The organism is Streptomyces eurocidicus (assembly GCF_002891295.1).
Classification (GTDB): domain Bacteria; phylum Actinomycetota; class Actinomycetes; order Streptomycetales; family Streptomycetaceae; genus Streptomyces; species Streptomyces eurocidicus.
Genome location: NZ_LGUI01000008.1, coordinates 239,484 through 259,680, shown reverse-complemented (window position 1 = coordinate 259,680; position 20,197 = coordinate 239,484). Strand labels below are relative to the sequence as shown.

The following is a 20,197-nucleotide window of genomic DNA, read 5'->3' as shown; positions in this document are numbered from 1 at the left end:
GTTGGAAAATGAACAGCACGCGCACCCGCACGAGGCGGGCGCTCGCCATAGCCGCCTTCGCCGCAGCGGCGGCGATCGCCACCGCGGTGCCCGCAAGCGCCGACGACCACCCCACCCTCCCCCCGGCCGGCATCTTCCTGGGCCACGGGGGCGGTAACGGCGCACCGCACGACGACCACCCCACCGGCATCGACGACGACCACCCCACCGGCGCCACGGCGCACCGTCTCAACGGCGGGCGGGACGACCACCCCACCGATGAACACGTCGGCTAGCACCTGAGGCACGCTCGTACCACCCGGATCCGCCGAGAGCCGACGCCACGGTCGTACGGCGACCGCGCCCACCGCCACGGAAGTCGGCCGGCACCCAGGCCCCGTGCCGTGCCACGGCCACATCCGCCGGTCGGCGACGGCAGCCGACGGCCCTCCGGTCCGCCGGGGCGCGCGGCGCCCGGCAACGGCGACGAGCCGCGCCTCACGGCGGGGGTGCGGCCGGTGACGCGCCATGACACCACGGCCCGGCCGATACCCGGACCGGGCACGCGCACCGTGCCGCACCCCTGACCGGCCCCGGCGTCCCACTCACGCCGGACGGCGGCCGCGGCCGCGGGGGCGGGGACGGGGGCGGGGACAGGAACGGGGGCGGGGTTCGGCGCCGCCACCGCGACTTTCCGGGTCCCGCACGGCGCACGCGGCCCCGGCGGGCGGGGCCTCCGGGAGCCTTCGGCCCGGCGCCCTCACCGCCCCTTGCGGCCTTCGCCGTCCCTGTCGTTCCCGCCGTCCGCGCTGCCCCCGCCCTGCCGCAGGGCGCGCAGGGCGTGTTTGAGGACCTTGCCGGCCGCGTTGCGGGGCAGTGCCGTCACGAACTCCACCGAGCGCGGCACCTTGTAGTTCGCCATCTCCCGGCGCGCCCAGCGGATCACCGCGTCCGCGGTCAGCTCCCCGGCGTCGCGCCCCCGCACCACGAACGCCTTCCCCACCTCGCCCAGCCGGCCGTGCGGCACGCCGACGACGGCCACCTCGGCGACCCCCGGGTGCCGGACCAGCAGCCGCTCGACCTCCGCCGGATAGACGTTGAACCCGCCGGCCACGAACATGTCCTTGACGCGGTCGGTGATCCGGAGGTAGCCCACGGCGTCCAGCACCCCGACGTCCCCGGTGTGCAGCCGGCCGGCCGCGTCGATCGCCCGCGCCGTCGCCTCCGGGTCCTCGAAGTAGCCTGCCATGACCTGGAAGCCGCGCACCAGGACCTCGCCGGGCTCCCCGGGGGGAAGCACCTCCCCGTCCGCGCCCACCACCGTGACCTCGGTGTCCGGGAGGGCCCGGCCCGAGGAGGCCGCGACGGCCTCCGGCGGGTCCCCGCGCCGGCACATCGTGATCACGCCGGTGGCCTCGCTCATCCCGTACGCGGTCAGGACCGCCGGCACGCCGAGCTCGGTCCGCAGCCGCTCCACGAGCTTCCCGTCGACCATGGCCGCGCCCGTCACCACCAGCCTCAGCGACGAGAGGTCGTGCGCCGCCCGGCCGGGGTGGTCGAGCAGTGCCTGGAGCAGGGTGGGCGGGCCCGGCAGCACGGATATCCGCTCGGTCGCGGCGCTGGCCAGCACCGTGTCCGCCGCGAAGACGGACTGCGGCACCATCGTCGCGCCCCGCATCAGACAGGCCAGCACACCGGCCTTGTAACCGAAGGTGTGGGAGAAGGGGTTCACAATCAGATAGCGGTCTCCTCTCCGCAGCCCTGCCAGATCGCACCAGGCGCCGAAGGTGCGCAGCGTCTGGGCGTGGGTGACGACGACACCCTTGGGCTCACCCGTGGTGCCCGAGGTGAACATGATGTCCGAGGCCGCGTCGGGTCCGACGGTGTTGGCCCGCGCCCGTACGGCCCAGCCGGGCTGCGACTCCCCCGCCGCCAGGAACTCCTTCCAGGTGCGGAACTCGGCGGGGGCGTCGTCGGCCAGGACGACGACCTCACGCAGATCCGGCAGCCCGGGCAGCGGACCTTCGGACACCCCGGGCAGCGACCCTTCCGGCAACCCTGACAGCGACCTTTCCGGCAACCCTGGCAACGCCCCTTCCGCCGGGCCGGCACCGGCCCCGGCGCCCCGCCCGGACCCCGGCCGCGCCCTCCCCCGGCACCCCGTCCCGCGCCACGCCGCCCCCGCGCCCGCTCCCCCGCCCGCCGCCCGCCGCAGGGCGGCGACGTACGACGTGCCGAGGAAGGTGCCGGTGACGAACAGCAGCCGGGCCCGGGTACGCGCCAGCACCTCGACGGCCTCGGTGCCTTTGAGCCGGGTGTTGACCGGGACGAGGACCGCGCCGGCCGAGACGGCGCCCAGCGACGCGACGATCCAGTCGAGGGTATTCGGGGCCCAGACGGCCACCCGGTCGCCCGCCACCACCCCCGCGGCCAGGCATCCGGCCGCGGCCTGCTCGACGCGCCCGGCCAGCTGGGCGAAACCGATCCGGGTCCGGCCCTCGACCACCGCCTCACGGTCGCCGTACCGCGCGGCGGCCGTACGGACCAGCCGGGGTACGGACATGAATTCCAGATCGCCGCGCATCGCGTGACCTCCCGGCCCACCGCCATTGGCTGACTAAGCGTCAGATTAGCGATACCCTTCCGCGCTGTCAGCAGTGACAACAGCGACAGCACGGAGGTGGCGATGTCGGCGGGACTCAAGGACGCGACCGCGATCGTCGGCATAGGACAGACCCCCTTCGCACGGCAACTCCCCTCATCCGAGAAGACCTTGGCCTGCCGCGCCGTCCTCGAAGCGCTGGACGACGCCGGTATCCCTCCGTCCCAGGTCGATGCCTTCGCCTCCTACACGATGGAGGAGACCGACGAGGTGGAGGTCGCCAAGGCCATCGGCGCCGGCGACGTCACTTTCTTCGCCAAGGCGGGCTACGGCGGTGGCGGCTCCTGCGCGACCGTCGCCCACCTCGCCATGGCGATCGCCACCGGCCAGGCGCATGTCGGCGTGGCCTGGCGCTCCCGCAAGCGCGGCTCCGGCCCCCGGCCGTGGCGCGACACCCGGGCCCAGCTGCCCACCCCTGCCCAGTGGACCCGCCCCTACGGCCTGCTGCGCCCCGCCGACGAGATCGCCATGCTCACCCGCCGCTATATGCACGAGTACGGCGCGACGCGCGACCACCTCTTCCACGTCGCTCTCGCCTGCCGCAACCGCGCCAACCAGAACCCGCGCGCGATCATGTACGAGCGCCCGCTGACCCGCGAGATGTACATGACCTCGCGATGGATCAGCGAACCCCTCTGCCTCTTCGACAACTGCCTGGAGACCGACGGCGCCCTCGCCTGCGTCGTCGTCTCCGCCGAGCGGGCCCGCGACTGCCGCCGACGGCCGGTGTATGTGCACTCCGCCGCACAGGGCCTGCCCGCCCAGCACCACGGCATGGTCAACTACTGGAACGAGGACCCGCTGACCGGCCCCGCCTGGACGGCCGCCCGGCACCTCTGGAAGAACGCCGACCTCACCCCGCGCGATGTCGACGTCGCGCAGATCTACGACGCCTTCACCGCCCTCGTCCCGCTCTCGCTCGAAGGCTACGGATTCTGCGGCCGCGGCGAGGGCGCGGCCTTCACCGAGGGCGGCGCGCTGGAACTCGGCGGCCGGCTCCCCCTCAACACCGCGGGCGGCGGTCTCAGCGAGGCTTACGTCCATGGCTTCAACCTGATCAACGAGGGCGTCCGGCAACTCCGCGGCACCTCCACCGCGCAGGTCCCCGACGCCACCGCCTGTCTGGTCACGGCAGGCGAAGGAGTCCCCACTTCAGCACTGCTGCTGAGGAGTTGAGTCTTCATGTCCTCCATCATGAGGGGCACCACTGACAACGGGCCCGACACCCGGCCGCCGGGCCCCCTGCTGCCCGAACCGGACGAGGACGGCGCCCCCTTCTGGGAGTTCGCCGCCCGCGGCGAACTCCGCGTCCAGACCTGCGCGGACTGCCACGAGCCGCGCTTCCCGCCCCGCCCGTGCTGCCCGCACTGCCAGTCCTTCGCCACCGCTTGGCGGCGGATGACGGGCCGCGGCCGCATCTGGTCGTACGTGCTGCCCCACCCGCCGCTCCTGCCCTTCTACGCCGACCGGGCCCCGTACAACGTGGCGGTCGTGGAGCTGGCCGACGCCCCCCGCATCCGCCTCGTCGGGAACGTCGTCGCCGCGCCGGGCGCCCGGCTCGACTCCCTGGACCCCGCCCTGCTGCGGATCGGGGCGTCCGTGCGCGTGACCTTCGACGAGCTCGCCGAAGGCGTCACCGTGCCCCGCTGGCTGCTGGAGCGGCCATGACCGGCGCCGCGCCGACGGTCCGTACGGAGATCGGCGCGGACGGCGTCGCCCTCGTCACCCTCGACCGCCCCGAGCGCCACAACGCGATCGACCCGGCCACCGCCGCCCGGCTCGCCGACGTGTGGCGGGGCTTCCGCCACGACGCGGCCGTGCGCGCCGTCGTCCTCACCGGCGCCGGGGACCGGGCGTTCTGCACCGGCATCGACCGCTCCGCCGACGTCCCGCAGCCACCCTCCCCGTACTCGGTCGACGACCCGCTCCTGACCGTCGGCCCCAAGGCCGCCGACCTGTGGAAGCCGGTCGTCGCGGCGGTCGGCGGGATGGCGTGCGGCGGGGCGTTCTACCTCCTGGGCGAGTCGGAGTTCGTCGTGGCCTCCGAGAACGCCGTCTTCTTCGACCCGCACACCTCGTACGGCATGGTCAGCGCCTACGAGGCGGTCCACCTGGCCCAGCGCATGCCCTTCGGCGAAGCCGCCCGGCTGGCCCTGATGGGCACGGCCGAGCGCCTCTCCGCCCGGCGCGCGTACGAGACCGGGCTGGTCTCCGAGCTCACCCCGCCGGGCGGCGCGGTCCCGGCCGCCCTCCGCGCGGCGGCGGTCCTCGCCTCCTACCCCACCGAGGCGGTCCAGGGCACAGTCCGGGCCCTGTGGGCGGCCAAGGAGGCCACCCGGGAGCGGGCCTTCGCCCTCGCCCCGCACCTGATCTCCCTCGGCAACCGCCCGGCGGCCGACCAGGCGCGCCTCTTCACCGCCCGGAGCCGCGCCTACCGCACGCGGTAGGCGCACGGGCCGCGGGCATCACCGCCGACCGCCCGGGGGCTCCGCCGCCCCTCGCGCCGCCGTCCGCGCCGCCGTCTGCGGCGGGGCTCAGCGGCGCTGGGTGAGGCCCGTGCCCTTGGCGGCGTCCAGGGCGTAGACACAGCGGTCCTTGCTGCACGCGTAGACCACGCCGCCCGTCGCCACGGGCGAGCCCGTGATCTCGCCGCCGGTCGCCAGCTTCCAGCGGAGCTGGCCGCCCGCCGCGTCGACCGTGTAGAGGCAGTGGTCGGCGGAGCCGAAGTGGACCCGGCCGTCGGCGACGACCGGGGCGCCCACGACGTCGCCGCCCGCCGCGAAGCGCCACCTCGGGGTGCCGGTGACCGCGTCCAGGGTGTAGAGCGCGCCGCCGCTGCCCAGGTGCACGGAACCGGCCGCCACCAGCACCGGCTCCGTCGACTGCCGGGGCTCCGTCGCGATGCGCCAGCGGTCGCGGCCGGTCGCCGCGTCCAGGGCGTAGACCGTGCCCAGATAGTCGGCCGCATAGACACCGCCGCCCGTCACCGCGGGCCCCGGCGCGTAGGCCGGCGGGCTGAGGAAGACGGCCGGCGCCTCGAACCGCCAGCGGACGTCGCCGCGCGCCACGTCGATGGCGAGGACGCGCGTGCCCGCCACGACGTAGACGACGCCGTCCGGGGCGGGCAGCAGCCGCACCGGCACACCGCCGCACGCCGCCGTGTCGCCCACGGGGTACGACCAGCGCTCGGCGCCCGTGCGCGCCTCCAGGGCGCGCAGCCGGGCGTCGGCCCACACATAGACGGTGCCGTCCTGGAGGAAGGGACCGCAGTCGGGCGTCTCGAAATCGGTCTGGAGGCCGCCCATCTCCCACAGCAGCTCGCCGTTGGCCGCCTCCCACGCCTGAACGCCGCCGCCGCGCGTGCCCGTGACGACCGTGCCCCGGTCGGCGCGGAGGGAGTAGACCCAGCCGTCGGTGGCCAGCCGCCACCGCTCGGCGCCGTCGGCCGCGTCCAGCGCGTAGAGCGTCGGGCCGTCCGAGGCGTGGATGCGGCCGTCCGCCACGGCCATCGCCCAGGCGACGTCCCGCGTCTTGAACTGCCGTCGCCCACTGGCGACATCGAGGGCGTGGACCTCGAAGGAGGTGACGTACAGCAGATCACCGGCGACGGTCGGCGTGCCCCAGACGTCGTTGGACATCCGGAAGCGCCACGGCCGCCAACGGCCGGGCTCGCCCTGGGTGTTGCCGCCGTCGCCCTGCGGGGCGGGCGCCTGCACCGGCACGGACGCGGCGGCCGGGGCGGTGGCCGGGAGGCCGGCCGGGGGCCGCACCCAGCCGGTGGCGGCCCGGTGCCCGTGCGGGCCTGGGACTCCCGGCCGTCGGCGACGCGTGGACCGGGGCCGATGGGCACCTGCGAGCCGGCCAGCCGTACGGAGCCGTCGTGCGCGGGCACCGGCGCGGCGGCGTGCCTGCCCTGCCCGCCGGCCTGGCCGGTGCCGGGCCCGGCGGGCGGCGCGCCCAGGCCGCCGCGCGGGTCACGGACGGCGGCCATGCCCGAGCGGCCGGTGCCGCCGTCACCCCACGCGGGGCCGCTGCGGGCGTCGGCGGCGGGCGGCTCGTACGCCGGGACGGGGCCGCGCGGCGGGGTCGGAGGCTGTGCGGGGCGGGCGGGGCCACGGACCGCGCCCGGCCGCCCCGGGCGCCGGCACCGGCCGCCGCCGCGGGCCGCTGCCCGGCCCGGCGCTGCTCGATGAGGCCGGTGGCGTTGTCCGGCAGCCAGGCGGAGGCCGTGCCGCTGTCGTCGCCCCCGCCGGAGGCGAAGAGGTGGGGCGCCAGCTCGGCCTGAAGGTCGGCGGGGGTCGGCCGGAGCTCCGCCGCCGTCTGCATACAGGAGTCGATCAGCGGGCGCAGCTCGTCCGGCAGGCCGCTGAGGTCGGGGCCCTCCCTGAGCAGCATGAAGACGGTCTCCACGGGGTTCGCCCCGTGGAAGGGGGCGTGGCCGGTGGCGGCGAAGACCAGGGTGGAGCCGAGCGAGAAGATGTCGCTGGCGCCCGTGACGCTGCGGGAGTCGCGTGCCTGTTCGGGCGACATGTAGGCCGGGGTGCCGACCGCGACGTTGGTCATCGTCAGCCGGGTGTTGGAGACGCCCGAGGCGATGCCGAAGTCGATGACGCGGGGGCCGTCCTCGACGACCAGCACATTGGACGGCTTGAGGTCGCGGTGCACGAGGCCCGCGCCGTGGATGGACTGGAGGGCCTCGGCGACCCCGGCGGCCAGCCAGCGCACGGCCTGGGCCGGGAGGGGCCCGCACTCGTTGACGATCTCCTCGAGCGAGGGTGCGGGGACGTACGCGGTGGCCAGCCAGGGCACGGCCGCGCGCGGGTCGGCGTCGACGACGGCGGCGGTGTAGAAACCGCTGACCGCCCGGGCCGCCTCCACCTCACGGGTGAAGCGGACCCGGAAGAGCTGGTCCTCCGCCAGCTCCGTGCGCACCGTCTTGATCGCGACCCGTCGGCCCGATGCCGAGCGGGCGAGATAGACCAGCCCCATGCCGCCGGCGCCGAGTCGGCCGAGCACCTCGAACGGGCCGATCCGTCTCGGGTCGTGCTGCGTAAGCTGCTCCACCACTGGCCTGCCACCTCCCCGTGGGGGCTTGAAGGGATTCAGCCCCGTGCAGCGTCTCACCGCGAATTATCTCCGGGGGTACGCATGCTGATTCTTCCTGGCGAAGGCCGCGGTTGCGAACCCGGGTCGTGCTTCGCCGTGTCTCCACCACATGCGGAACGTCCTGTCCCGCGACCTGAACCCTGCCTCCGGCCCGCCTCCCGCTCCGTGACTCTCCGTTACGATCAGAGGGGCTCCGCCCTGCCCCGCGCACGCTGTTCCGACTGCCACGTTATCGGGGTGCCGAGCGTTTCGCCCGGCCCTGTGGATAACCCCGGGGAGTCCGCTCGACCGGCCTTGTCCACAGCCTGTTGATAAGACGATTCACCGGTACGGGCCAATCCGTCCCGATCTCCCGGCGGGCCTCGATATGCCGCCTGAGCTGGCCTTACACCCCTCCCCACCCCCCTGCCCCCATTTGCATGCGGCCGAATCGCGCTCCGATCACCCCTCGGTAAGCTGACGGCATGACAGGACAAGTACGCACCGTCGACGGCCGCGTGGCCGGCCGACGCGGCCAGGCGACGCGGCAGAAGCTGCTCGACTGCCTCAGCGAAATGCTCAGCTCCTCGCCCTATCGCGACGTGAAGGTCATCGACGTCGCGCGCAAGGCCGGCACCTCCCCCGCCACCTTCTACCAGTACTTCCCCGACGTCGAGGGCGCGGTGCTGGAGATCGCCGAGGAAATGGCGAAGGAAGGCGCAAGCCTGACCGATCTCGTCGCCGGACGTTCCTGGGTCGGCAAGTCCGGCTGGCAGGCGGCCGAGGAGCTGGTCGACGGCTTCCTCGGGTTCTGGCGCAAGCACGACGCCATCCTGCGCGTCGTGGACCTCGGGGCGGCCGAGGGCGACAAGCGGTTCTACAAGATCCGTATGAAGATCCTCAACGCCGTCACCAGCTCCCTCACCGACTCCGTCAAGGAGCTCCAGACCAAGGGCAAGGTGGACAAGGACGTCAACCCCGCGGCGGTCGCGGGCTCGCTCGTCGCGATGCTCGCCGCGGTCGCCTCGCACCAGAAGGGCTTCCAGAGCTGGGGGGTCAAGCAGGCCGAGCTGAAGCCGAACCTCGCGCTCCTCGTCCACCTCGGCATCACCGGCAAGAAGCCGACCAGGTAGCGCGCCGGCTCCTCGCACGTCCTGTCATCGCAGCGGCGGGCCGCACCGGCTCGGCCCGGAGCGGCCCGCCGCAGTGACCTCCACCGCCCGTCGCCCCGCGACCTCCGCTCAGCGTCCGGGCCCGGCGACCGGGCCCTCTCCCGAAGCCCCCGCGGCCCCCGGGTCCGCCACATCCCTCGGCACCAGCTTGAAGAGCCGGATCTCCCGCTCCACCCGCGCCTGATAGCGCGCGTACGGAGGCCAGAACCGCACCACCGCCGCCCACGCGGTCTCCCGCTCCGCCCCGCCCAGCAGCCGTGCCCGTACGGGGACGTCCCGTCCCTTCCAGCTGATCTCCGCATCCGGGTGCGCCAGCAGGTTCCCCGTCCAGGCGGGGTGCCCCGGCCTGCCGAAGTTGCTGCCGACCAGCACCCAGGCGCTCGCCGGATCGCCCTCCCGCATGCACGCGAGCGGTGTCCGCCGGAGGCGCCCGCTCCTCGCCCCCTTCGCCGTCAGGACGAGGCTCGGCAGCATCCGGTCGCTGAGCATCCTCCTGCCGCCGGTCAACCGGTGCACGGCCCGGTCGAGGGCCGGTACGACATGCGGCGCGATCCTCGCGAACGTACGAGTCGAGGACACCCTTCTCACGATGCGCTCCACGGCGTTCGTCACAGGGCCACCGCTTCCCCGGCCGTCCGGCCGGCAAACAGCCCGGCCTCGTCCGCCGCGCGGGCCCGCAACCGGTGGACGGGACCGAACAACAGCTCGTCCGACGCGGCCCGTTTGAAGTACAGCTGCACCTCGTGCTCCCACGTCACTCCGATACCTCCGTGGAGTTGTACGGCCTCGCCCGCGACCTTGCGCAGCGCCTCCAGGGCCTGCGCGAGCGCGAGCCCGCCCGCCGTGCCGTCGTCCGTGGCGCCCCCGCCTACCGCCCAGGCCGCGTAGTACGCGGCCGAACGCGCCGCCTGCACCGCCACGTACAGATCGGCCAGCCGGTGCTTGACCGCCTGGAACGACCCGATCGGTCTGCCGAACTGCTCCCGGGTGCACGCGTGGGCGACCGTCCGCTCCAGCGCCCGGTCCGCCGCGCCGACCGCCTCCGCGGCGAGCACGGCGGCCACGCACCGGCCGAGCCGCGCCAGCGCGTCCGGCACGTCGGCCTCCGCGTCTCCCAGGAGGGCGGCCTCCGTGTCCCGCAGCTGGACGCGGGCCTGCGGGCGGGTCTCGTCCAGGGCGGTCAGCCGGGCCCGGGTCACACCGCGCGCTCCCGTGGGGCGCAGGACGAACAGCAGCGTCCGGCCGCGCGCGTAGCCTCCGGTGCGGGCGGCCACCAGCAGCAGATCGGCGCTGTGCCCGCCGAGTACCTGGGACGCCTCCCCGTAGAGCCGCCAGCCCGGCCCGGTCGGGGCCGGCCGGGCCTGCACACCACCGGCGCGCCCGCCGCCGGACCAGTCCCCGTCATTGGGCGCCGTCAGTCCCAGGGCGGCGGGCAGCGCCCCGGCCGGCACGGCGAAGGCGCCCGTCAGCTCACCGGCGGCGAGCCGCGGCAGCAGCTCCGCGCGCTGCGCCTCCGTGCCCAGCGCGACGATCAGGGGAGCCACCAGGCCGGCGGTGCCCAGCAGCGGGGACGGCAGCAGCACCCGGCCGGTCTCCTCGCAGGCCAGCGCCAGCTCCGTGGGGCCGCAGCCGGCGCCGCCGTAGCGGGCCGGCACGGCCAGCCCCGCCAGCCCGACCCGGCCGGCGAGCCGGCGCCACAGTTCCTCGTCGTAACCGGCCTCGGTGCGGACCGCGGCTCTGACCTCGCCCGGGCCGCAGCGTTCCCGCAGCACGTCACGCAGGGTGCGCCGGATCCTCTCCTGCTCCTCGCTCAGCGCGGCGTCCACGGCAGACCTCCCATACTGATGGGTCGTCACATTAGAGGCGCGTGGAGCACTTTCCCAGAGCCGGGGCCCAATGACTGATGTACCGTCAGATTTATGAGCCCAGGCAGCACACGCAAGGTGGCCGTCGTCGGCGTCTCCCTCTCGGACTGCGGCCGGGTCGACCACGCCACCTCCTTCGCCCTGCACGCGCAAGCCGCCCGGCGCGCCCTCGCCGACTCCGGCCTCGGCCGGGGACTCGTCGACGGTCTCGCCTCCGCCGGGACCGGCACCCTCGCCCCCCTTGAGATCGCCGACTACCTGGGCCTGCGGCCCACCTGGGTGGACTCCACCACCGTCGGCGGCTCCACCTGGGAGGTCATGGCCGCCCACGCGGCCGACGCCATCGCCGCGGGCCACGCGAACGCGGTCCTCCTCGTCTACGGCTCCACCGCCCGCGCCGACCTCAAGGCGGGCCGCCGCGCCGCCGGCCTCTCCCTGGGGCCTTACGGTCCCGCGCAGTTCGAGGCTCCTTACGGTCACACCCTCGTCGCCAAGTACGCGATGGCCGCCCGCCGCCATATGCACCGGTACGGGACGACGCTGGAGCAGCTCGCCGACGTCGCCGTCCAGGCCCGCGCCAACGCCCTGCACAACCCGCACGCCATGTACCGCACCCCGATCACCGTCGACGATGTCCTCGGCGGGCCGCTGATCGCCGACCCGTTCACCAAGCTCCACTGCTGCATACGTTCCGACGGCGGCTGCGCCGTGCTGCTGGCCGGGGAGGAGTATGTGGCGGACACGGCGAAACCACCCGTATGGGTGCTGGGCTCGGGCACCGCCGTCTCGCATACGACGATGTCGGAGTGGGAGGACTTCACGGTGTCCCCCGCAGCGGTCTCGGGGCCCGAGGCGTTCCGGCGCGCGGGCGTCACGCCGGAGGAGATCGAGGTGGCGGAGCTGTACGACGCCTTCACGTACATGCCCCTGGTGACCTTGGAGGACCTCGGATTCTGCGCGAAGGGCGAGGGCGGCGCGTTCGTGGCGGACGGCAGGCTCACCATCGGCGGCGGGTTGCCGGTGAACACGGACGGCGGCGGGCTGTCGGCCTGCCACCCCGGGATGCGGGGCCTCTTCCTGCTGGTCGAGGCCGTGCGGCAGCTACGGGGAGAGGCGGAGGAGGGCAGGCAGGTGCGCGGCCGCGACGGAGGGCCGCCACGGCTCGCCCTCGCGTCCGGGACGGGGGGCTGGTTCTGCTCCTCGGGGACCTTGGTCCTGGGCCGCGACTGACGGCGGGAGGCGTGGCGGGAGGGCCGGGGCCCCGTCGCCCCTCGGCTCATCCCGGCCCGAACACCGGTGCCTTCAGGGGCGTTCCGGGTATCGGCCGGAAGCGGACCCGCAGCCCCATCCCGATGCGCAGGGCGTCCTCCGGGCACTCCACGATCTCGGTCATCATGCGCGGGCCCTCCGCGAGGTCCACGACCGCGGCGACGTAGGGCAGCCGCTCCCCGAAGGGCGGCAGGTCGTTCATATGGACCACCGACCAGGTGTGGAGCGTGGCCCGGCCGCTCGCCTCGGCCCAGACGACGTCCTCACCCCAGCAGCGCGGGCAGAACTCGCGCGGATAGTGGTGGACCGCGCCGCACCCCGCCGCACGGCAGCGGCGCAGCAGGAGCCGGTGCCGGGCGGCGGCGTCCCAGTAGGTCCGGGTGAACGCGTCGACCCCTGGCACGTCGAAACGGACGGACACGGTCATGTCGGCTGCCTCCCGTCACGGCGACGCTCGCGACGCCGGGCCCTCGCCGTGAGCGGCAGCCCAGACGAGGAGGAGGGAGAGGCGCCACTTTCGGCCGGCACCGCGGCTCCGCACCATTCCTGACGCGACGTCAGATCGGTAGCCTGACTATACGTCAACGTATCGGCCATTGAGCAGGAGTGGACGAGAACGATGCTTGGATCGACTCACGGCACACTCACCACCACCTCCCGTCCGGCCCGCGTGGTGGCCTGCGGCGAGCGTCCGGGCCCCGCCGTCCACGGCCTGGCCACCGACATCGCCGACGTCGACGTCAGCGGCCAGCCGCTGCACTCGGGCGTCCCCGACCTCGACCGGCTCTTCCGCCCCGAGACCGTCGCCGTCATCGGCGCCTCGGACGCCGAGGGCCGCCCCAACACCGGGATCACCCGTCAGCTCCTCGCCTGGTGCGAGCGCGTCGGCGCCCGCCTCCACCCCGTCCACCCCACCCGCGGAACCGTCTTCGACCTCCCTTGCCATCCCTCCGTCGCGGACCTTCCCGAGCGGGTCGACCTCGCCGTCCTCCTGGTGGGCGATCCCCTGCCCGTCATGGCCGAACTGGCCGGCGCCAAGGCGGCGTTCGCCGTCGCCTTCGCCTCCGGGTTCGCCGAGACGGGCCCGGAGGGCGCCGCCGCCCAGGAACGGCTCGCTGCCGCGGCCCGCGCGGCGGGGGTCCGGCTCCTCGGGCCGAACACCAACCTCAACGCCTTCGAGCGGTTCCGGGACGACCTCGACGGCCCGGCCATCGCGCTGATCACCCAGTCAGGCCACCAGGGCCGGCCCGTCTTCGCCCTCCAGGAGCTGGGCATCCGGCTCTCCCACTGGGCGCCGACCGGGAACGAGGCCGACCTGGAGTGCGCGGACTTCCTCTCCTACTTCGCCACGCGCCCCGAGGTCGGCGCCATCGCCGCGTATGTGGAAGGGCTCAAAGACGGCCGCGCCTTCCTGCTCGCCGCGGACCGCGCGGCGCGGCACAAGGTGCCGGTCGTCGCCGTCAAGGTCGGCCGGACCGAGGCCGGCGCCCGCACGGCCGCCTCCCACACCGGCAAGCTCACCGGCGCGGACAAGGTCGTGGACGCGGCCATGCGGCAGTTCGGCGTGATCCGGGTGGACGGGCTGGACGAGCTCCAGGACACCTCGGCCCTGCTCGCGCGCGCCCGCCCGCCACGGGCCGAGGGCGTCGCCGTCTATTCGATCTCCGGTGGCACGGGCGCCCACTTCGCGGACCTCGCCGCCGCGGTCGGGCTCGCCCTCCCCACCCTCTCCGCCGCCAAGCAGCGCGAGCTCCACCAGTGGATACCGGAGTACCTGAGCGTCGAGAACCCCGTCGACAGCGGCGGGCACCCCGTGGGCGACGAGCGCGGCCGCAGGATCATCGACGCCCTGCTCGCCGACCCGGCCGTCGGCGTCCTGGTCTGCCCCGTCACCGGGCCCTTCCCGCCCATGAGCGACCGGCTCGTGCGTGATCTCGTGGCCGCGGCGGAGGAGACGGACAAGCTGGTCTGTGTGGTGTGGGGGTCGCCCGTCGGCACGGAGGACGCCTATCGCACGACCCTCCTCGGCTCCTCGCGCGTGGCCACCTTCCGCACCTTCTCCAACTGCGTGACCGCGGTGAGCGCCTATCTCCGCCACCACCGCTTCACCGCCGCCTACCGCTCCCCCTTCAACGAGGCGCCGCGCGTCCTCTCCCCCTCCGCGCGCAAGGCCCAGGAGCTGATGCGCCCAGGCGAGCAGCTGAGCGAGCACGCGGCCAAGCAGCTGCTGCGCGCCTACGGCATCCGCGTGCCCCGCGAGCAGCTGGTGACCAGCGCCGCGGCTGCCGTCCGGGCGGCGGGGCTGGTCGGCTACCCCGTCGTCATGAAGGCGTCCGGCCCCCGGCTCGCCCACAAGACCGAGCTCGGTCTGGTCAAGGTCGGGCTGACCTCGGCCAGCCAGGTGCGGGACGCCTATCGCGAGCTCACCGACATCGCGCGCTACGAGGGGCTGCCACTGGACGGCGTGCTGGTCTGCCAGCTCGTCGGGCGCGGGGTGGAGATGGTCGTCGGGGTCTCCCCCGACCCGCTCTTCGGCCCCACGGTGACGGTGGGCCTGGGCGGGGCGCTGGTGGAGGTCCTGCGGGACACCGCCGTGGGCGTCCCGCCGTTCGGCGAGGAGCACGCCCGCACGATGCTCACCGAGCTGCGCGGCCGTGCCCTGCTCGACGGCGTCCGGGGCGCGCCCCCGGCCGATGTGGACGCGCTCGTCGAGACCGTCCTGCGCGTCCAGCGGATGTCGCTGGAGCTGGCCGGCGAACTCGCCGAGCTGGACATCAACCCCCTCGTGGTGCTGCCGCGCGGCCAGGGCGCCGTGGCCCTGGACGCCTTGGCCTACTGCCGCTGAGCCGTGCGCGGCGTCCCGCGGGACCGCGACGGCCCGTAGAACCAGGAGCTCCCCCATGCCCGTATCCCCCCGTGGCAATGCCCTCGGCCCCGTCGGTCCCGAGGACGCGGCGCGGCCCGTCGAGCCCGTGGGGCCCGATGACTCAGTGATACTCCACACCACTGACAACGGCGTCTCGTGGATCACCCTCAACCGGCCCCGGGCGAGCAATGCCCTCACCCCTGAGCAGCGGGAACGCGTGATTTCACGACTTGTTCAGGACTCCGCCGACCCGGCCGTGCGGGCCGTGGTCCTCACGGCGACCGGCCGGGCGTTCTGCGCGGGGGCCGATCTCCGCGCGCCTGCCGCGCAGCGCCCGGGCCCGCCGGCCGGGCGCGTCGCGGGCGATGTGGCCCGTGTGATCCGGCGCGGCGCCCAGCGCCTGATCGGCGCGGTGCTGGACTGCGAGAAGCCCGTGATCGCCGCCGTCAACGGCACCGCCGCGGGGCTCGGCGCCCACCTGGCCTTCGCCTGCGACCTCGTCGTCGCGGCCGAACGCGCCACGTTCATCGAGGTGTTCGCACGCCGGGGGCTGGTGCCCGACGGTGGAGGCGCCTATCTCCTGCCCCGGCTGGTCGGGCCGCGCCGGGCGAAGGAGCTGATGTTCTTCGGCGACGCGCTCACGGCCGCCGAGGCGGAACGGCTGGGGCTGGTGAACCGCGTGGTGCCGGAGGCGGAGTTGGCGGGCGCGGCCCGCTCCTGGTCCGACCGCCTCGCGACCGGCCCGACCCGGGCGTTCGCCCTGACGAAACAGCTGGTCAACGCCTCGCTCGAGATGGACCGTACGGCCGCCTTCGCCGCCGAGGCCGCCGCGCAGGAGATCAATATGGCGACGGAGGACGCGCGGGAGGGCGTGGCGAGCTTCGTGGAGCGCCGCGCCCCGGTCTACCGGGGCCGCTGAACCGTTCCGCCCGGACCCGGCCCCTTCCCGTCCCGCGCCACACCTTCCGAACTGACAGACCATCAGATTCAATGGAGGCATGATGGGACACGCGGGGATGGCCGCCGTCGCCGTGCGCTACCTGCGGTCGGCCGGCGCACCGACCGCCGTCGCGCCCCGCCCCGCCCCGCGGCCGGTGCGAACGCTCCGGGCGGACGACCGGCCCGCGCCGACCCCGGAGGACTTCCGGCGCGTGCTCGGGCACTTCGCCAGCGGCGTCACCGTCGTCACCGCCCCGGGCACGGACCGGCCCGGCACCGTGGAGCCGCCGGCCGGGTTCGCCTGCCAGTCCTTCGCCGCGCTCTCCCTCGACCCACCGCTGGTCGTCTTCATGGTGGCGCGGACGTCCACCAGCTGGCCGCGCATCGCCCGCGCCGGGGTCTTCTGCGTCAATGTGCTCGGCGCCGGTCAGGAGGCGCTGTGCCGTTCCTTCGCGGTCAGCGGCGCGCGGACGGCCGACAAGTTCGCGGGCGTACGGCACGCGCCTGCGCCCGTCACCGGCTCGCCCCTGCTCGCCGGGGTGCCCGCCTGGGTCGACTGCGCGGTCCATGCCGTACACACGGGCGGGGACCACCTCATCGTCGTCGGACGGGTCGAGGCGCTGGGGACGGACGAGGGCGCAGCCAGCGCGGGACCGCTGCTCTTCCACCGGGGCGTGTTCGGCACACTGACCCCCTGACCTACTTCTTGTGCGCGACGACCTTCGCGAGCGTGTAGTGCTTCCCGGAGCCCGGCTTGCCGACCTCGTGGGAGATCCGCGGCTCCTTCCCGGTGCCGCCGACGCTCCAGGTCCGGGCGAGCTCGCAGCTGCCTATGGTCAGGGACACGCCCTCGACGCTCCCCTCGCGCTTCACCGGCACCCATTTGCCGGAGCCGTCGCAGTCCTTCGGCTGGGCATGGCCCATGCCGTCCCAGACGTAGTTGTCGAGGCCCTTGGCGACCGCGGTCCCGGTGGAGGTCAGCTCAACCTCGCCGCCGTGCCCGTCGCTCCAGACGCCCACGAGGTCCGCCTTCTCCAGCCGGGGCGGTTCGTAGACCTTCACCAGACCGGTGCCGTACGCCCCGGCGCCCAGGGCGCCGACCGCGAGCCAGGCGAGCAGTCCGTCGCGCACCACTCTGCGGGCCATGCGCACGGGGCGCCCGTCGCGGACCCGGCGGCTCGCCGCCCCGGCGACCAGGGACGCCGGCGACAGTCCGACCGTAAGGGCGCCCCACCACAGCAGGTAGGCGGGCGGAGGCGCCAGGGAGAGGCTGCCCAGTGCGGCCACACCGCCGAAGACCACCACCGCGGCGGCCGCCACCAGTGGCACCGCGGCCAGGGTCCACCACCAGCGCTCCGCCCGTCCGGCGCGCCGCGCGACCCTGCGGGCGAGGGCCAGAACGGGCATCACCGTCACGGCCGTGACGAAGCCGCTGACAAGTACGGCGAGCAGCGCGACGGCGACGACCAGCCCGGCGACCACGACGATGCCGCTCGGCAGGCTGTCGTGGTCACGCGAGAGCATCACCAGGAGGGCGGCCGTCCCACCGATGGCGGCCTCGGCGCACAGGGCGGCCATGGACGCGCAGAAGGCCGCGCCGAAGCCGTCCGCGTGCGTCACACGCTTCGGCGCCCGAGGGGTCTCCCCGGGCGCGGCGTCGTGCTTGTCGTCGGCCGGCATCGCGTCCGGCTCGGCCTGCTGTGTCATGACCAGCCCCTCTCCCCCAGAAGGATTCCCCCGGGGCCCGCAAGGTTGCCTCCGCGAGAGGGATCACACAGCGGCGGCCGCTCCGGCCGGTGCCGGGGCGGCGGCGGGGCGCCTGCGGATGATGAGTGCCATCAGCGCCGCCACCGCGCACAGCGCCCCCGAGGCGTACCAGACCAGGTCGTACGAGCCGAGGGCGTCCCGCGCCACGCCGCCGAGGAAGGCGACCAGGGCCGCGCCCACCTGGTGGGAGGCGAGCACCCAGCCGAAGACGATCGCGCTGTCGTCGCCGTAGTGCTCCCGGCACAGGGCGATGGTGGGCGGGACGGTGGCGACCCAGTCCAGGCCGTAGAAGACGATGAAGAAGATCATCGGCGGGTGGACGGACGGCGCCATCAGCATCGGCAGGAACATCAGGGAGACGCCGCGCAGCGCGTAGTAGACGGCCAGCAGCCGACGGGCCTCGAAGCGGTCGGTGAACCAGCCGGAGGCGATCGTGCCGACGACGTCGAAGACGCCGACCACCGCGAGCAGGCCGGCGGCGGCCGTGATCGGCATGCCGTGGTCGTGGGCGGCCGGCACGAAGTGCGTCTTGACCAGGCCGTTGGTGGAGGCGCCGCAGATCGCGAAGGTGCCTGCGAGCAGCCAGAAGGGGCCGGTGCGGGCGGCCTCGGTCAGGGCCTTCAGGGCGCGCCGCGCCGCCCCCGGCGCGGGAGGCGGCTTGGGGGCGTACGACTCGGCCCCGTACGCCCTGAGCCCGACGTCCGCCGGGTGGTCGCGCAGCAGCAGCCAGACGAAGGGGACGACGACCAGGGCCGCGACCGAGACGGTCACGGCGGCGGGCCGCCAGTCGTGGTGCTCGACGATCCAGGAGAGCAGCGGCAGGAAGACCAGCTGTCCGGAGGCGCCGGCGGCGGTGAGGATGCCGGTGACCAGGCCGCGCCGGGCGACGAACCAGCGGTTGGTGACGGTGGCGGCGAAGGCCAGTGCCATCGAGCCGCTGCCGAGGCCGACGAGCACGCCCCAGCAGAGGACGAGCTGCCAGCTCGCCGTCATGAAGACGGTGAGCCCGGAGCCGATCGCGATGACCGTAAGGGCGCAGGCGACGACCTTACGGATGCCGAAACGGTCCATGAGGGCGGCCGCGAACGGCGCCGTGAGCCCGTAGAGGGCGAGGTTCACCGAGGCGGCGAGGCCGATCGTGCCCCGGGACCAGCCGAACTCGCCGTGCAGGGGTTCGATCAGCAGGCCCGGCAGGGAGGCGAAGCCCGCCGCGCCGATGATCGTCACGAAGGTGACGGCGGCGACGGACCAGGCGCGGTGGACACGGCGCCGCCGGTCGCCGCGCGCGGGGAGGGTGGGGGGACGGGTCGTCTGGGTCACCCGGTCAGCATCGGGCGCACCGCCCGGGGCATCGAGTGGCCCGAAGGACAGCATTCGTCAGGATCGGGCCATAGGGTAGGGGCGGCGGAGTAGTGGGACCCCTGGGATCGCCGTCGTGGGGTCCCTGGAATGCCCGGCTCCGGGGCAGCCTTGTCAGGACACAGACCGACAGGCATCGGGTATCGCTTGAGGGGGCGTACACACATGTCGCAGTCCACCGGGGTCAGGCGGAGCGATCAGCATCCGGACGCGCCGCCGCACCGCGTCGTCGTCCTCGCCCTGCCCGGCGTGATCCCGTTCGAGCTGAGCATCCCGTACCGCATCTTCGGCAAGGCCACGACCTCCGCCGGTGACCCGCTGTACGAGGTGGTCACCTGTGCGCTGGCGCCCGGCGGGGTCCGTACGGACGCGGACTTCGACATCATCGTCGACCGGGGGCCGGAGGCCCTGGCGACGGCGGACACCGTCGTCGTACCGGCCTCGTACGAGCTCGGCCCGGCGTTCACGGAGGGGCGGCTGGACGAGGAGCAGGCGGCCGCGCTGGCCTGGGTACGCCCCGGGACCCGCATGGTGTCGATCTGCACCGGCTCGTTCGTGCTCGCGGCGGCGGGGCTCCTGGACGGGCGGCCGGCGACCACGCACTGGAGCAGCACGGACCGCTTCCAGCGGCTGTACCCGTCGGTCAGGGTGGACGCCGATGTGCTGTTCATCGACGACGGTGATCTCCTGACCTCGGCGGGGGTGGCCTCCGGCATCGACCTCTGCGTGCACATCGTGCGGCGTGACCACGGCTCGGCGGTGGCCAACGAGGTGGCCAGGCGCAGCGTCGTGCCACCCCACCGCGACGGCGGCCAGGCCCAGTACATCCAGCGTCCGGTGCCGGAGCCGCAGGTCGCGACGACCACGGCCGCGCGGGCCTGGGCGCTGGGGCGGCTGCACGAGCCGATCCAGCTGCGCGACATGGCGGAGCGGGAGGCGATGAGCGTACGGACCTTCACCCGCCGCTTCCGTGAGGAGGTGGGCATCAGCCCCGGGCAGTGGCTGACCCAGCAGCGGGTCGAGCGGGCGCGTCACCTGCTGGAGGACACCGATCTCTCCGTGGACCAGGTGGCGCAGGACGCGGGCTTCGGGACGGCCGCGTCGATGCGGCAGCACCTCCAGGCCGCGCTCGGCGTCTCGCCGACGGCGTACCGGCGCACGTTCCGCGCGGCGCCCGCCCGTCCGGCGGACGCGCGCCGCTGAGCGGGCTCCGTAAGGACCGGACGGGGTCCAA

General features: G+C 74.4%; 16 protein-coding genes and 1 pseudogene. 10 read left to right on the top strand and 7 right to left on the bottom strand.

Annotation, left to right across the window (positions count from 1 at the left end; translation table 11 throughout):
- Window positions 1-8 precede the first annotated feature (8 nt).
- Entirely contained in the window at window positions 9-275 is a 267-nt protein-coding gene (locus tag AF335_RS23260; RefSeq protein WP_102920370.1) for a hypothetical protein, read from the top strand.
- A gap of 464 nt (window positions 276-739) precedes the next feature.
- Here AF335_RS23260 and AF335_RS23250 read toward each other — a convergent pair whose 3' ends face one another.
- On the bottom strand, window positions 740-2,563 hold the full coding sequence (locus AF335_RS23250) for an AMP-binding protein (RefSeq protein ID WP_102920369.1): 1,824 nt from the start codon (window positions 2,561-2,563) through the stop codon (window positions 740-742).
- Between the two features lie 102 nt (window positions 2,564-2,665).
- On the opposite strand from AF335_RS23250, the gene AF335_RS23245 reads away from it, so the two are divergent.
- The 3 genes from AF335_RS23245 to AF335_RS23235 are packed head-to-tail and all read left to right on the top strand — an operon-like array spanning window position 2,666 to window position 5,088.
- On the top strand, window positions 2,666-3,817 hold the full coding sequence (locus tag AF335_RS23245; RefSeq protein ID WP_102920368.1) for a lipid-transfer protein: 1,152 nt from the start codon (window positions 2,666-2,668) through the stop codon (window positions 3,815-3,817).
- Between the two features lie 6 nt (window positions 3,818-3,823).
- Window positions 3,824-4,309 carry a Zn-ribbon domain-containing OB-fold protein gene (locus tag AF335_RS23240; RefSeq protein ID WP_102920367.1) on the top strand — a complete coding sequence of 162 codons (486 nt, stop codon included), beginning with the start codon at window positions 3,824-3,826 and terminating at the stop codon, window positions 4,307-4,309.
- Window positions 4,306-5,088: an enoyl-CoA hydratase/isomerase family protein gene (locus AF335_RS23235; RefSeq protein ID WP_102920366.1), complete on the top strand. Its 783-nt coding sequence runs from the start codon at window positions 4,306-4,308 to the stop codon at window positions 5,086-5,088. Before AF335_RS23240 ends, AF335_RS23235 begins: the two co-directional genes overlap by 4 nt.
- An 87-nt stretch (window positions 5,089-5,175) precedes the next feature.
- On the opposite strand, the pseudogene afsK reads toward AF335_RS23235, so the two are convergent.
- A pseudogene (afsK, locus tag AF335_RS23230) lies at window positions 5,176-7,705 on the bottom strand (protein serine/threonine kinase AfsK).
- Window positions 7,706-8,211: 506 nt separating this feature from the next.
- Here afsK and AF335_RS23225 point away from each other — a divergent pair.
- Window positions 8,212-8,859, top strand: a complete 648-nt coding sequence (locus AF335_RS23225; RefSeq protein ID WP_087927647.1) for a TetR family transcriptional regulator — start codon at window positions 8,212-8,214, stop codon at window positions 8,857-8,859.
- 108 nt (window positions 8,860-8,967) lie between these two features.
- Here AF335_RS23225 and AF335_RS23220 read toward each other — a convergent pair whose 3' ends face one another.
- On the bottom strand, window positions 8,968-9,477 hold the full coding sequence (locus tag AF335_RS23220; protein ID WP_376697855.1) for a nitroreductase/quinone reductase family protein: 510 nt from the start codon (window positions 9,475-9,477) through the stop codon (window positions 8,968-8,970).
- 29 nt (window positions 9,478-9,506) lie between these two features.
- Window positions 9,507-10,724 carry an acyl-CoA dehydrogenase family protein gene (locus AF335_RS23215; RefSeq protein WP_102920365.1) on the bottom strand — a complete coding sequence of 406 codons (1,218 nt, stop codon included), beginning with the start codon at window positions 10,722-10,724 and terminating at the stop codon, window positions 9,507-9,509.
- A 93-nt stretch (window positions 10,725-10,817) separates the two neighbouring features.
- Here AF335_RS23215 and AF335_RS23210 point away from each other — a divergent pair, with 93 nt between their 5' ends.
- Window positions 10,818-11,993, top strand: a complete 1,176-nt coding sequence (locus AF335_RS23210; RefSeq protein ID WP_102920364.1) for a thiolase C-terminal domain-containing protein — start codon at window positions 10,818-10,820, stop codon at window positions 11,991-11,993.
- A 46-nt stretch (window positions 11,994-12,039) separates the two neighbouring features.
- Here AF335_RS23210 and AF335_RS23205 read toward each other — a convergent pair whose 3' ends face one another.
- Complete coding sequence (locus tag AF335_RS23205) at window positions 12,040-12,459, bottom strand: Zn-ribbon domain-containing OB-fold protein (protein WP_102920363.1); 420 nt, start codon at window positions 12,457-12,459, stop codon at window positions 12,040-12,042.
- 192 nt (window positions 12,460-12,651) lie between these two features.
- On the opposite strand from AF335_RS23205, the gene AF335_RS23200 reads away from it, so the two are divergent.
- From AF335_RS23200 to AF335_RS23190, 3 genes are all read left to right on the top strand, one after another.
- On the top strand, window positions 12,652-14,877 hold the full coding sequence (locus AF335_RS23200) for an acetate--CoA ligase family protein (protein WP_102920362.1): 2,226 nt from the start codon (window positions 12,652-12,654) through the stop codon (window positions 14,875-14,877).
- Between the two features lie 55 nt (window positions 14,878-14,932).
- Complete coding sequence (locus AF335_RS23195; RefSeq protein ID WP_102920361.1) at window positions 14,933-15,817, top strand: enoyl-CoA hydratase/isomerase family protein; 885 nt, start codon at window positions 14,933-14,935, stop codon at window positions 15,815-15,817.
- A gap of 79 nt (window positions 15,818-15,896) precedes the next feature.
- On the top strand, window positions 15,897-16,535 hold the full coding sequence (locus AF335_RS23190) for a flavin reductase family protein (protein ID WP_228773400.1): 639 nt from the start codon (window positions 15,897-15,899) through the stop codon (window positions 16,533-16,535).
- 1 nt (window position 16,536) lies between these two features.
- Here AF335_RS23190 and AF335_RS23185 read toward each other — a convergent pair whose 3' ends face one another.
- Both AF335_RS23185 and AF335_RS23180 read right to left on the bottom strand, forming a co-directional pair.
- Entirely contained in the window at window positions 16,537-17,544 is a 1,008-nt protein-coding gene (locus AF335_RS23185; RefSeq protein WP_102920360.1) for a hypothetical protein, read from the bottom strand.
- 63 nt (window positions 17,545-17,607) lie between these two features.
- The gene (locus AF335_RS23180) at window positions 17,608-18,978 is read right to left on the bottom strand and encodes an MFS transporter (RefSeq protein ID WP_102920359.1); all 1,371 of its coding nucleotides are present in this window, start codon (window positions 18,976-18,978) and stop codon (window positions 17,608-17,610) included.
- Between the two features lie 150 nt (window positions 18,979-19,128).
- Here AF335_RS23180 and AF335_RS23175 point away from each other — a divergent pair, with 150 nt between their 5' ends.
- Window positions 19,129-20,166, top strand: a complete 1,038-nt coding sequence (locus tag AF335_RS23175; protein WP_102920358.1) for a GlxA family transcriptional regulator — start codon at window positions 19,129-19,131, stop codon at window positions 20,164-20,166.
- The last annotated feature ends 31 nt before the right edge of the window (window positions 20,167-20,197 follow it).

What these genes read in the sequence shown, in the direction of transcription:
- AF335_RS23235 (WP_102920366.1), top strand. Translation starts at nt 4,306, where the DNA reads ATGACCGGCGCCGCGCCGACGGTCCGTACGGAGATCGGCGCGGACGGC.
- AF335_RS23210 (WP_102920364.1), top strand. Translation starts at nt 10,818, where the DNA reads ATGAGCCCAGGCAGCACACGCAAGGTGGCCGTCGTCGGCGTCTCCCTC.
- AF335_RS23205 (WP_102920363.1), bottom strand. Translation starts at nt 12,459, where the DNA reads ATGACCGTGTCCGTCCGTTTCGACGTGCCAGGGGTCGACGCGTTCACC.
- AF335_RS23245 (WP_102920368.1), top strand. Translation starts at nt 2,666, where the DNA reads ATGTCGGCGGGACTCAAGGACGCGACCGCGATCGTCGGCATAGGACAG.
- AF335_RS23225 (WP_087927647.1), top strand. Translation starts at nt 8,212, where the DNA reads ATGACAGGACAAGTACGCACCGTCGACGGCCGCGTGGCCGGCCGACGC.
- AF335_RS23250 (WP_102920369.1), bottom strand. Translation starts at nt 2,563, where the DNA reads ATGCGCGGCGATCTGGAATTCATGTCCGTACCCCGGCTGGTCCGTACG.
- AF335_RS23190 (WP_228773400.1), top strand. Translation starts at nt 15,897, where the DNA reads ATGATGGGACACGCGGGGATGGCCGCCGTCGCCGTGCGCTACCTGCGG.
- AF335_RS23175 (WP_102920358.1), top strand. Translation starts at nt 19,129, where the DNA reads ATGTCGCAGTCCACCGGGGTCAGGCGGAGCGATCAGCATCCGGACGCG.
- AF335_RS23180 (WP_102920359.1), bottom strand. Translation starts at nt 18,978, where the DNA reads ATGCTGTCCTTCGGGCCACTCGATGCCCCGGGCGGTGCGCCCGATGCT.
- AF335_RS23195 (WP_102920361.1), top strand. Translation starts at nt 14,933, where the DNA reads ATGCCCGTATCCCCCCGTGGCAATGCCCTCGGCCCCGTCGGTCCCGAG.
- AF335_RS23185 (WP_102920360.1), bottom strand. Translation starts at nt 17,544, where the DNA reads ATGACACAGCAGGCCGAGCCGGACGCGATGCCGGCCGACGACAAGCAC.
- AF335_RS23260 (WP_102920370.1), top strand. Translation starts at nt 9, where the DNA reads ATGAACAGCACGCGCACCCGCACGAGGCGGGCGCTCGCCATAGCCGCC.
- AF335_RS23240 (WP_102920367.1), top strand. Translation starts at nt 3,824, where the DNA reads ATGTCCTCCATCATGAGGGGCACCACTGACAACGGGCCCGACACCCGG.
- AF335_RS23200 (WP_102920362.1), top strand. Translation starts at nt 12,652, where the DNA reads ATGCTTGGATCGACTCACGGCACACTCACCACCACCTCCCGTCCGGCC.